Origin of the sequence: Parachryseolinea silvisoli (genome assembly GCF_021190955.1) — a bacterium.
GTDB classification, from domain to species: Bacteria; Bacteroidota; Bacteroidia; order Cytophagales; family Cyclobacteriaceae; genus Ohtaekwangia; species Ohtaekwangia silvisoli.
Genome location: NZ_JAIOAO010000003.1, coordinates 1,474,908 through 1,486,845, shown reverse-complemented (window position 1 = coordinate 1,486,845; position 11,938 = coordinate 1,474,908). Strand labels below are relative to the sequence as shown.

12 protein-coding genes are annotated in these 11,938 nt (G+C 51.9%); 8 read left to right on the top strand and 4 right to left on the bottom strand.

The features are described from left to right. The first annotated feature begins 318 nt into the window (after nt 1-318). Complete coding sequence (locus K7P01_RS23025) at nt 319-888, top strand: immunity 26/phosphotriesterase HocA family protein (RefSeq protein ID WP_267296931.1); 570 nt, start codon at nt 319-321, stop codon at nt 886-888. Between the two features lie 94 nt (nt 889-982). On the opposite strand, the gene K7P01_RS23020 is transcribed toward K7P01_RS23025, so the two are convergent. After that, nucleotides 983-1,510 (bottom strand): hypothetical protein, encoded by a 528-nt coding sequence (locus K7P01_RS23020; RefSeq protein WP_267296930.1) that lies wholly within the window; start codon nt 1,508-1,510, stop codon nt 983-985. A gap of 748 nt (nt 1,511-2,258) precedes the next feature. Between K7P01_RS23020 and K7P01_RS23015 the strand changes: the two genes are divergently transcribed. From K7P01_RS23015 to K7P01_RS23000, 4 genes are all read left to right on the top strand, one after another. Beyond that, nucleotides 2,259-3,017 carry a hypothetical protein gene (locus tag K7P01_RS23015; protein WP_267296929.1) on the top strand — a complete coding sequence of 253 codons (759 nt, stop codon included), beginning with the start codon at nt 2,259-2,261 and terminating at the stop codon, nt 3,015-3,017. Nucleotides 3,018-3,126: 109 nt separating this feature from the next. Continuing rightward, entirely contained in the window at nt 3,127-3,315 is a 189-nt protein-coding gene (locus tag K7P01_RS23010; protein WP_267296928.1) for a hypothetical protein, read from the top strand. Nucleotides 3,316-3,372: 57 nt separating this feature from the next. Then, the gene (locus tag K7P01_RS23005; RefSeq protein WP_267296927.1) at nt 3,373-4,092 is read left to right on the top strand and encodes an ATP-binding cassette domain-containing protein; all 720 of its coding nucleotides are present in this window, start codon (nt 3,373-3,375) and stop codon (nt 4,090-4,092) included. Beyond that, nucleotides 4,089-5,570 (top strand): glycine betaine ABC transporter substrate-binding protein, encoded by a 1,482-nt coding sequence (locus K7P01_RS23000; RefSeq protein ID WP_267296926.1) that lies wholly within the window; start codon nt 4,089-4,091, stop codon nt 5,568-5,570. The genes K7P01_RS23005 and K7P01_RS23000 overlap by 4 nt, the downstream gene beginning before the upstream one ends. Nucleotides 5,571-5,586: 16 nt before the next feature. Here K7P01_RS23000 and K7P01_RS22995 read toward each other — a convergent pair whose 3' ends face one another. Genes K7P01_RS22995 through egtB form a run of 3 tightly spaced genes read right to left on the bottom strand, consistent with a single transcriptional unit; the run spans nt 5,587 to nt 8,284 of the window. Continuing rightward, nucleotides 5,587-6,153, bottom strand: coding sequence for a hypothetical protein (locus tag K7P01_RS22995; protein ID WP_267296925.1), 567 nt, complete (start codon nt 6,151-6,153; stop codon nt 5,587-5,589). 17 nt (nt 6,154-6,170) lie between these two features. Next, nucleotides 6,171-7,136, bottom strand: coding sequence for an L-histidine N(alpha)-methyltransferase (locus tag K7P01_RS22990; RefSeq protein ID WP_267296924.1), 966 nt, complete (start codon nt 7,134-7,136; stop codon nt 6,171-6,173). Beyond that, nucleotides 7,130-8,284, bottom strand: coding sequence for an ergothioneine biosynthesis protein EgtB (egtB, locus tag K7P01_RS22985; RefSeq protein WP_267296923.1), 1,155 nt, complete (start codon nt 8,282-8,284; stop codon nt 7,130-7,132). Before egtB ends, K7P01_RS22990 begins: the two co-directional genes overlap by 7 nt. A gap of 166 nt (nt 8,285-8,450) precedes the next feature. Here egtB and K7P01_RS22980 point away from each other — a divergent pair, with 166 nt between their 5' ends. Genes K7P01_RS22980 through K7P01_RS22970 form a run of 3 tightly spaced genes read left to right on the top strand, consistent with a single transcriptional unit; the run spans nt 8,451 to nt 11,814 of the window. Continuing rightward, nucleotides 8,451-9,854 (top strand): ATP-binding protein, encoded by a 1,404-nt coding sequence (locus tag K7P01_RS22980; protein ID WP_267296922.1) that lies wholly within the window; start codon nt 8,451-8,453, stop codon nt 9,852-9,854. A 21-nt stretch (nt 9,855-9,875) separates the two neighbouring features. Further along, nucleotides 9,876-11,537 (top strand): FAD-dependent oxidoreductase, encoded by a 1,662-nt coding sequence (locus K7P01_RS22975; RefSeq protein WP_267296921.1) that lies wholly within the window; start codon nt 9,876-9,878, stop codon nt 11,535-11,537. Nucleotide 11,538: 1 nt separating this feature from the next. Continuing rightward, a complete protein-coding gene (locus tag K7P01_RS22970; RefSeq protein ID WP_267296920.1) occupies nt 11,539-11,814 on the top strand; it encodes a UBP-type zinc finger domain-containing protein in 276 nt (91 codons plus the stop codon). Nucleotides 11,815-11,938 lie beyond the last annotated feature (124 nt).

The following is an 11,938-nucleotide window of genomic DNA, read 5'->3' as shown; positions in this document are numbered from 1 at the left end:
ATATATATATATAAGATAAATGTTTCATGATTCATTTTTAATTCAAGTGATTGATGATAGTGTAGCAGATTTTATTGATAGGGTTAATGTTAGTGAATTTTTGATTGATAGATACTGTGAATCAAAATTCTAGAGGAGTGTTATGAGTCCTTAAATGTTTTAAAATTCAGTCCGGCATCGTCACCGCTTATCGAAGTAAGTAAGCTCTCAATTGCCATAGAAGAGGCAGTTGGAGCTTGCCAAGCAGTTTACTATGACGGCGGCGGATGAATCCGTCCGGCCCTTCCATAACGCTAAAAATAAAGTCGGGTAAATACAATGAAGCGATTGGTGCAAGGTTCTGTTGTTAGTATACCTCTTTTTGGAAATTTGGGCTATGCTTATGCTAAGTATATTGATTTAAGTAAAATTGATAGTAAAATTTCTGTGCCGGATATCATAAAGGTGTATAATTTCCATTTAAGGGAGGTTGATGTTGATCTGGTGGCTTTAGCTTCATCTAAATATTTACTGTCCCCAATGATAGTTGCAGGTTTGCGACCGACCCTTAGGGAAGGTAAATGGCTTAATATTGGTAATGTTGATGTGGATAATTTTGATTTGGAACTTCCTGATTTTAAAGATGGTAATACGACATACGATGAAATCGCGAAGCAGGAATGGTTTATTGTTAGAGATGCAAGTTTAGTTAAACGTGAGAGGTCTACATATGATAAGGTGAAATATTTGCAGCCCTATGTCGGCCTGGGGACAGGGACTATTGAGATCCGGCTTTCGATGTATGTTATATTGCGGAGAAAAGAGAATGTTGAGGATTATTTTGATCTTAATGATGAACGGTATAAATGGAATTATATGCAAGTAATTGATTCGCCAGCGCTAGTTTAAGATTCATGCTCTCCTGGGGCCACACGCCGTCGGTGCTTCTAAATTGCCATGGGAGAGGCAATTTAGAGGCTTACCAAACAATTTACTTTGGCCGCTAGTCGGCCAGTTTCAGATAGGCTTTTACCGCCGCGTAATTATTCCAGTCGATATCTTTTGCTTTTCTGGCTGCTTCACTGCCCGGGATTAGGACGTATCGGTATTGCAAATTGGGATCGTCGCCACTGCTTGTACTCGCATCGAAGTTGGCTTGCAACGTAATGCCATTTAGAAGTGCCGCATATCGGATGTAGTATAGTTCGTTGTCGTCCTCCAGAAATGGTAAGGGGAAGACTGCCGGTTCGGTGGCTGACGATAGATTTACATAGACCCTAATATCACCTTTCGACAGGATTTCGTTGGTAAGTTCAGGGACTTCAAGGTGGCTGAGATATGAGCCGTCGTCGTAATCAAATTCCACGTTGAGCCAGGGTGAATAGATAACGCCAGCACCATCTTCGCCGGCCGGTCCGGGTTGGCCCGTGTCCCCCTTATCTCCTTTTTTCTCCCGCAGGACCGGTATCGCCATCTTCACCGCAGGACAGATAACGGATTTTTGGAAATTGGTGCCGTTATGTAACGTCATTTCATATTTGAAACAGTGGTTAGTGGGTTGATCGGGTTCCGAGCGCCTGTCCCCGAGAATCCTGAGGCGTTTCCTATCGAACACGCCTACTTTAAGGTCGGCTTGAAAAACATCTGCGGTGTGAAAGTAGCGCGAGTCTGTATAACGTATTGGCCAGATGGTGACGACGGATGAGCCGACCGGAGAAGACCAGTTTGTGGAGTAGGATATAATAGGCAAAGTGAGAGTTTCATACGGAGACGCGACAAGGACGCTTCCGCATATCCGGAACGATTATAGCGATCGGGTTTCAGGCTTGGCAAAGGGAAGAGAGAAAAAATATTGCGACCCTTTTGCTGTTACTAACCACGGGGATTGACGTGTGGCTTTTTGTTCAATTTTTTAATAATGATGAGTTGTTGATTATGCTAATAAGGGCTGGTTTTGTTTGGGTATCCTTTAGTGCGACATACTTGTTGGTCCGTCGAAAAGCGAGAGAGTAGATGTATGATGAAGTAAGTGTTTAAAGGCACCTTTTTCAGCGGTCACATTTTGTGTAAAAGGCAGCGCGCCGGATTCTTTGATGTGTTTATAGCCTTTTCAGATTCATACGATCCGTACGTGATGTTTATAAGTGTATAAGCGATAGTCTACACGTGTAATATTATAGCTTCAAAAGCATATTATTCCGCTATCCGGCATTTTTTAGACTGGTGGAAAAATTCAAAATTGCGTCAATAATTCAACTTTCCAACTTTACCACCTTTCTATGAAAAAAATCAACAAGTTTCTATTGCTGGTGGCTTTTTCTGCAGCGGCATTTTCGTGCTCGAAGGACGATGATGCTACTCCGGAAAAGAGCCTGGAAGACGTAGCCTTTAGTATGTCGGGTTCAAGCAGCGTCGTTACTCCGCCTTCGGCTATGGCGAGCTCGGACGACACGTATGCTATCCAGGCCACTTCCTATGTGAATATGGCCAATGCGATGAGCGGCTACCTGCAGTACTTTAAGCCGCCGCAAGGCTCTGTGAAAAGCTCGACGCCCATTACCGTTGCCAACGGACGCGTCGCTGCAACACAGACTGAGTACCTGGTCTATACCTGGACTGATTCGCAAGGTAGCGGCATGAGCATAGCGTACCAGGTAAGCGAGCAGTCGGACAAATATGTATTTGAGATTTTTATCAAGTACTCTCAGGACGAAGATTGGACGCGGTATGTATACGCTGAAGAGACTAAAGACGGCAGCGAAGGCCTAATGCACATCTACGGCGTCGACGACGTTGTGTTCATTACCTATAGCTGGAAGCATACCGGCGACAATTTTGATTTTGTAATATCGAGCATCGAAGATGAGACTGCGTTTGAAATAAACATTCATGTCAATACAAAAACAAAAGCCGGTTCGGTGGAGTATGTCATGAATGACGAGCTCCTGTACAAAATGGAATGGGATGCAGCCGGTAACGGCACGTGGGCGTACTACGTCGAGGGCGAAGTAGAGGAAAGCGGTAGCTGGGAAGTATAAGCTTTCTCTTGCTGTGAATACAGGCAGCCTGGGCTAATCGCCCGGGCTGTTTTTTTTGGTTGGTAAATCGATCTGAAATGATTATTTTCGGTTAGAAACCAGTTTCACTATGGGAGCAGCACAGATTCGCGAGGAGTTGACTGATCTTATTAATCGCATGGACGAGCGGACGTTGTATATGATCTATGAGGTAGTGATGCATGCTCATGGCGGATTGACGTTGGAGCAGGAGAAAGATTTAGCGGAACGAATAGCCCGTTGTCAAAGTGGTGAGTCAGCACCCTATACGTCGGAATAAGCTCACGACGGAATTAAGCAAAAGATTTGACTATCTTGGCTTCCAAACCTGACACTTTTGACGGAAGCCCCATCGCCCATACAACTTCAGGACGTTTCGTTTGATTATGACACAGCGCCGCTGCTGCGGGGTGTGAGTCATGCCTTTGCTGCATATGCGGTGACGGCTGTGCTAGGGCGCAGTGGGAGCGGCAAGTCTACCATGCTGGAGCTCATCAACGGCATGCTTAGGCCAAAGGCGGGCACGGTGGCAGTGTTTGGAAAGCCGCTGGACTATGCGCAGGTGTATGCGCTGCGGCGCCAGATTGGATATGTGGTGCAGCGCGCAGCGTTGTTTCCGCACATGACGGTGGGGCGTAACATAAGCCTGTCCGGTGTGGTGCAGGGGCAGTCGCAGGAAATGCTGTCGGCGCGGGTTCGTACGCTGCTGGCGATGGCACAGTTGCCGAACGCGTATGCGGACAAGTACCCGCACGAGCTGTCGGGTGGAGAGCAGCAGCGCGTGAGTTTGTGCAGGGCGATGTTTTTGAATCCGCCCATCTTGTTGATGGATGAACCGTTTTCCGCGCTGGACTATGGTACCAAGCAGGCGATCTATGCGCATTTTCAGGCGTGGCAGGCAGCAGAGCCGCGCACGGTGATTTTGGTGACGCACGACTGGGAGGAAGCCAAACAGCTGGCGGATGCTTTTGTGTGGATTGACGACGGACGCATTCGCTCGCATGGCAATAAGGAAGAACTGGATCGTTGGAAGGAAGAATACCTGGCACACCTATGAAGCGTTGTGTGTTCACCGGTCTGTTGTTGTTCGTATGGAGCAGTGTCACGCTGGGCCAGGATGTGCTGCGCGTGGGGGCAAAGCATTTTAACGAAGGGTACATCTTGGGTGAAATGGTAGCGCTGCTCCTGGAGGATGGCGGCTTTACGGTCGAGCGGCGGTTTAATCTGGGCGGCACGGCAGTGACTTTTGAGGCGCTGAAGGGCGGGGCGATTGATGTGTATCCGGAGTACACGGGTACGTTGAGTGCCGAGATTCTGGGCGCACCGGAGTTGACAGGTGTAAAGGCGATCGACTCGGTCTTGCAGCGGCTGGGTTTGCGGATATCGAATTCCTATGGTTTTAATAATACGTATGCTTTGCTGATGCGGCCACGGCAGGCGGATAGCCTGGCTGTGCGAGATATTGCAGACCTGCAGAAGCATGCTAGCCTGCAAATAGGATTAAGCTATGAATTTTTGAAACGCCGCGATGGGTGGGGGCCTTTGGCCTCTGCATACTCCCTGTCGCAGCAGCCGGTGGGATTGGAGCATGGACTGGCGTATCAGGCATTGCGCGAGGGACGGATCGATGTGACGGATGCGTATTCTACGGATGGGGAGATTGGCAAGTATGGTCTTCGATTGCTGACAGATAACAAGCATTTCTTTCCGATGTATGAGGCGGTGTCGTTTTATCGTGCGGGGTTGCCGGCGAAGGCGAAGGAACAACTGCGGAAGCTTACTGGTAAGATTACGGCGGCGGAGATGCAGGCGTTGAATGCGCAGGCGCTGTTTGAAGAGAAGCCCTTTCGTACGATTGCCCACGACTTCTTGCGGGCGAAGCAGCTGATTGGGCCGCAGGCTGACACGCCTGCTTCACGTTGGGCAGATATCACGCGGCATGTGTGGGATCACTTGCTGTTGACGGGCCTGGCGTTGCTGGCGGCGGTTATTGTAGCGCTGCCGTTGGGGGTGGTGCTGTATCGGGTTTCGTATATAGCCAAGGTTGTGTTGTACCTGACGGGGATATTGCAGACCATTCCTTCTATTGCGCTGCTGGCGCTGATGATTCCGTTGTTTGGCATTGGATTGGTGCCGGCGGTGATTGCCTTGTTCCTATATGCCCTGCTGCCGATTCTGCGGAATACGGTGGTTGGATTGATGATAGTAGACCCTGCGTTGAAAAAGGTGGCGGCCGGTATCGGGCTCACGCCGTGGAACCGGCTTTGGTTGGTGGAGCTGCCGTTGGCGATGCCGTCGATTCTAACGGGGATGCGTACGGCGGCGGTCATTAATGTGGGTACGGCTACCTTGGCGGCGTTTATTGGCGCCGGTGGATTAGGAGAGTTTATTGTGACGGGGTTAGCGTTGAATAATACTCAACTGATCTTGCAGGGCGCAGTGCCGGCAGCGGTGTTGGCGGTGGGGATTGAGTTGTTGTTTGAATTACTGGAATGGTGGTTGGTGCCGCGGCATTTGAGGCGGGGGAGGTTGTAGTGGAGTGTCTGGTTTGTCATCCTTGGAGGATGTCGGCTTCAAACAATTTGCGGAGGTCGTTTCGGGATTTGATGCTCTCGAACTTGAAGCCTCCTATGGTTAAGCCATAGCCGAACAAGAACATGCCGATGGGAGCTAATGTCTCAGCATTGGGCGGTATACGCGTGGCAAGAAGGTCGATTATCAATGCAACGGAGTGCGCGCCGAAAGCGAGGAGCCAAAGGCTAATAAAAATGAGGATAGATATAGGAAGCCTCATTTTTACGTGAATCGTTATGCCGTTGGGAGCATTGTCGATGACTCCGGAAATTTTTGGGAGAAAAGAATTGCGGTGCGTGATGACACGCTGAATCTCGAACATATGATCGCCGAAGCGGCCTTTGTAAGGTTTTTCCGGAACGACTCCGAATAGTTCTTGGCGACCAATGGCGCTTGAGAGACGGAAAAGTATTTCGTCGGATGTCAGCGCGGTTTTATAGACGATCTTTTCGAAAGGCAAAAGGAGCATGATCGGGTAGATGTGAGCGCAAAGATATGCAAAAACGATCGTTTCACGAGCGCACATACCGGCATCGTGCAGCATGAACCTCGCCAGGTGCCTTAGGGTTTACGGAAGAGTATATCGCGGAAGTAGTCGCGGCTATCGGCGAAGTGCCGGACGATCTCCAGGTTTGCTTTGCGGGCAAGGGACTCGATCATGGTCAGATCGTATTTGAGCGACACTTCGGTGTGGATGGTTTCCCAGGCGTTGAAGTGGATGATCTGATGTGTTGCTTCGATGTGTACGTCCTGATTGCGGAGACTGACCAGGTAGCTTTTGGCGGCGCCGGTTTCAGGGTCATAGTACGGGGCATGTTCGAATGCGTCTATGTCGAAATTGGCGCCGAGCTCGCGGTTAAGACGTGTGAGCAAGTTCAGATTAAAGGAGCGGGTAATGCCGTGGGGGTCGTCGTAAGCGGCCTGGATTACGCGCGGATCTTTTTTGAGGTCGAAGCCCATGAATAACAGATCACCTGCATGCATGGCTCCGGCCAGGTTGTTGACGAAGGCTTGTGCTTCCAGCAGACTATAGTTGCCAATGTTCGCGCCCAGAAACATAAAGATATGACGGTGCTCATGGTCTTCGGCGACGGTGCGCAGTGCATCTTCGTGGCGGTGGGCGATCGGGCTGCTGGTGAGCGTGGGCAGCGAATGTTCCAGCCGCTCTTGCAGGATGGCCAGTACGTTGGGGGATATATCGGTGGGCCAATACTCAAAGTCTGTGTGCTGGTCGACGAAGTGTTTGAGCAGCAGCTCGGTTTTGAGACCATCACCCGCGCCGAGCTCGACCAGGCGGAACGGTGTGCCGGCGGCGGTGAATTGTTGACGGATGGCTTCCTTTTGTTTCTGGAAGATTTCATACTCGCAGCGCGTGGGGTAGTACTCGGGCATGCGCATGATGGATTGGAAAATGGCATCGCCCTGCTCGTCGTAAAACAGCCAGCTGGGGAGTTGCTTAGGTTTGCGTGTCAGGCCCGCCATGACGGCGGCGGCAACGGGGGCGGTTTTATTTTCGAGTATTACCATGTTTGTTTTTTACAGAGCCTGATGCCAGTAAATTGCCATTGCAGACTTGGGTGGAAAAAATTGCGATAGGTATGGCGGCTGTGGCCGGCCGGTGTTGCCACCGAGGCACCCCGCAGCACCATTTGATTGATCATAAACTTGCCATTGTATTCGCCGATAGCACCCGGCGGCTTCTGGTAGCCAGGGTAGGCCAGGTAGGCACTGTTCGTGTGTTCCCAACGGTGGCCCCAGGCGATCTTGTTGGCGGCGGCTTCCCATTCAAATTCCGTAGGCAAACGCATGCCTTTCCATTCCGCGAAAGCGGCCGCCTCGTAGTAGCTGATGTGGGTAACGGGCTCGTCCATCGGTATTTCCTGTAAGCCCGACAACGCATAACGATGCCAGCGGCCGTCGATGTAGTGCCAATACAGTGGGCTGTTGACGTTGTGCTCTTTCACCCACGCCCAGCCGTCGCTGTGCCACCACTGCGAAGTTTCATAGCCCTTGTCTACCATGAACGCCAGGTAGTCGGCGTTTGTTTCAAGTGTGTTGCTAATGTTATAGGGAAGCAGGAACTGCTCGTGTGCGGCGTGCTCGTTGTCGAACGAGAAGCCGGCGCCGGTATAGCCGATGGCGTAACGGCCTTCGGGCATGTCCGTAAAGCCGGATGTTGCGGCTGCCAGCGCCGGCGTTTCGCGGAAGTTTGGATCGTACGGTGGAAACAGGGGGTTGTGACCGAGAATGTATTTGATGTCGGTATACAGCAGCTCCTGGTGTTGCTGCTCATGGTTGAGGCCGATCTCGATCAGGCCGTGCAGATGGTCAGGCAGGGTTTCCAGAAAGCGTATCATTTGCTTGTCCACGTACTGGCGGTAGTCCAGGATTTCGGCTACCGTGGGCCGCGACATATTGCCGCGGTGCAGACGTAGTACGCGCTCGCCGACACTGTCGTAGTAGCTGTTAAAGAGGAAGGCGTAGCGCGGATGGAAGCGCTTGTAGCCAGGCTGGTGTTTGGCCAGCACAAATTCTTCCCAAAACCAGGTGCTGTGGGCGAGGTGCCACTTGGGCGGACTGACATCCGTGGTAGGTTGTACAACATAGTCTTCGGTTTGAAGTGGCCGACAGATGTCTTCTGTGTGACGCCGGATGGTGGTGAACCTTTGGTGCATGGGTGGTGAAAAAGTAAAAACCGTGAGAAGATCGGAAATGTTCGCGATCTGCCTCGGCAAGGTGTTAAAATAGTGTGCCCGATAATTGTATAAAAGGGAAATTTCAGCATACTTTTATGACCCTCAGGTGATTATAATAAACGATCGGGGAGGCGAAAAAATGGGTATGACAAAAGCAGAAGTTGCTGCGATGCTGAAGGGCCAGGTGCCTGAGCTTGCCGGAGTGCCGCCTGCGCAGTTGGACTGGCTGGCCGAGCAGGGCACGCTGGAAACATATGCCGACGGCGTCAAGAATTTTAGCCGGGGCGAAGAGATTGTCGCACTGACCGTTGTGTTGCAGGGGGGCTTGTCGATTTTTATGCCGCAAGCGGGTGGCGTTAAGCACCTGGGCGTGTTTGAAAAAGGTGAGATCACCGGCCTGTTGCCGTATTCAAGAATGAAAGCGGCAGTGGGCGATGCCTATGCTGCGGGCGACACAGTGCTGCTGCGGCTGCCACGGGAAAAGTTTCCCGAAATGATCGCCAGCCAACCCGAGCTGACGACGGCGCTGGTGCATGTGATGATGGACAGAATCCGTGATTTTACACGGCAACAGCAACAAGACGATAAGATCATGGCGTTGGGTAAGCTCTCCGCGGGCCTGGCGCACGAGCTGAATAATCCTTCGGCGGCGGTGGTGCGCAATGCGCATGAGCTGAAGCGACATTTTTCCATGGGGCCGGAGCGGCTCAAGGCAGTGATTAAAATTTGCGTGTCGGATGAAGTGGTAGACCACGTCAACGGTCTGGTTCTGTTTAAGGCGCGACACGGCAATGCGCACGGGCTGTCGATGATGGCGCGCTCGGAGCGTGAAGATGCCCTCGCGGACTGGCTGGAGCGAAACGGTTTGGACCATTCCGCGGAAGCGGCTGCTACCTTTGCGGATTTTGATTTTATTGAAGAAGATCTCGAATCGCTGCGCAGCTTGTTACGGCCAGCAGACATTCCCCCGGTGATTCAATGGATGAATCAGGTGCTGATCACGGAACGACTAGTGAATGAAATTCAGGAGGCTTCGCGCCGCATCAATACACTGGTATCGTCGATCAAGAGCTATACCCACATGGACCAGGCGCCGGTAAAAGAGCGCGTGGACATTCACGCAGGGATTCAGACAACGCTGACGTTGCTCAACCACAAGATCAAACACAACCAGATACAGCTGAAGCTGGAATTTGAAGAAGGATTGCCGGCAGCCAATATTTTTGTGGGTCCGATGAACCAGGTATGGACAAACCTGATCGACAATGCCATCGACGCCATGGAGGGACGTACGGGGAATATACTCGAGATTCGTACGCAGCGGAGCCGTGAATCCATCCTGGTATATATTATTGATAATGGTCCGGGTATTCCGGCCGACATCCAGGATAAAATATTTGAGCCCTTCTTCACGACCAAACCGGTAGGCAAGGGTACGGGCATGGGCCTGGAGGTGGTGCGACAGATCATCACCCAACATGCGGGCCGGCTGGAAATGAAAAGTGAGCCAGGCCGCACGGAGTTTAGTATATGCTTCCCCATTGGGTAGCGATCAATGATTTAATATAGCATGACAAAGCCAATACTTTTTATTGTTGATGATGACGCACAGGTGTTGCGTACCATCGTGCGTGATGTTCGAAATGTGTATGGCAAAGAGTATCGCATTCTGAGCACGCCCTCGGCGCGCGAAGCGCTGGACTCATTGAACGACTTGCGCAACAAGCGTGAGACGGTGGCAATGTTTTTATCCGACCAGCGTATGCCCGAGATGTTGGGCGTGGAGTTTTTGCGGCAGGCAAAGGATTATTTTCCCGAGGCCAAACGCATTTTGCTGACAGCGTATTCAGACACGGACGCGGCCATTCGTGCGATCAACGAAGTGCAGCTCGATTATTATCTGATGAAGCCCTGGGATCCGCCGGAGGAGCGGTTATACCCGGTACTGAATGATCAACTGGAAGAATGGCAGAGTACGCACGTGCCGCCGTTCAAGGGCATTCGCATTGTCGGATATCAATGGTCTCCGCGTTCGCATGAGATCAAAGACTTCTTTTCGGGTAACTTGATTCCGTATCAATGGCAGGATGTCGAATCGAATCCAGACGCAAAGGAATTGATGTCGCTGAATAATATTGAAACGAAGGACCTGCCCGCGGTATTTTTTGACGACGGCGTGGTATTGCGCAACCCCAGCACACGGGATATCGGCGAGAAGACCGGCATGCGTGCCAAGGGTACCAAGACGATGTACGATGTCACGATCATTGGTGCGGGGCCGGCGGGCTTGGCGGCGGCGGTATACGGAGGATCGGAAGGACTCAGCACCGCGTTGATTGAAAAACGCGCGCCGGGTGGACAGGCCGGTACGAGCTCACGCATCGAAAATTATTTGGGCTTTCCCAACGGGCTGAGTGGAGCAGAGTTGTCACGCCGGGCCCTCTCGCAGGTGACGCGCTTTGGCGTGGAGTTGATCTCGCCGTTGGAGGTGGTGGACATTGCTTTGAAAGATGGTTATAAGATCATCACCCTAAGCGACGGCAGTAAGCTTAATACGCGCAGCATTGTTGTGACCACAGGGGTGGACTATCGTACACTCGAGGCTTCCGACGTAGAGCGGTTTACCGGTGCGGGTGTATATTATGGTTCTGCGACTACCGAAGCCCATGCTTGTAAAGAGCAAGATGTATACGTGGTGGGTGGCGGAAACTCGGCCGGGCAGGCGGCGATGTATTTGTCGACGTTTGCGCGAAAGGTATATATTGTCATTCGCCGGCCGTCGCTGACGGAGTCGATGTCGCATTACCTGATCGAGCAGATCCGGGGGACGCCCAACATCGAGGTGGTGCCCTGTTCGGTCATTACCCGGCTGGGCGGGGGAGAGCGGTTGGAGGAGGTGACATTGCAAGACGTGAAGACGGGCGCGGAACGTACCGAGAAGGCCGTGGCGCTGTTTATCTTTATCGGGGCGCGGCCCGTCACGGACTGGATCCAGGTGGATATCATCAAGGACAACAAGGGGTTTATCGAGACCGGTCGGGATTTGTTTAAATATGACGACTTTAAGAAGTCGTGGAAGCTCGGTCGGGAGCCGTACCTGCTGGAGACGTGTAGCCCGGGCATTTTCGCAGCGGGCGATGTGCGGTCGGGTGCGATGAACCGGGTAGCCTCGGCCGTAGGCGAGGGGGCCATGGCGATTAAATTCATCCACGAATACTTAGCGGAAAACTGATATGGCAAATGAACCGGATTTGTGTGATCATCTGCGCGACTGGACGGACATCAAGACCTCCCAGAAGCATGAATGTGAAGAATGTATGAAGGTGGGTGGGCAATGGCTGCACTTGCGCACCTGCCAGACGTGCGGTGCAACACTTTGCTGCGATTCGTCGCCTGGCCGCCATGCGTCGAAGCATGCTGCCAGTGCCGGGCATCCGGTGGCTATTTCGGCCGAGCCGGGCGAGCGTTGGGCGTGGTGCTACCGGGATGAGATATTCCGGGAGTATTAGTGTCGGGAACACCGAAGTTTGTGTTATTTTTGCTGCACTAACCTGATTGGAGTTTGGTGTGACGGACCTTGCGGTTGCTGCTACGTCGCTCGTTTTAGGTGATTTTGGCCTTTATTGCAGTATT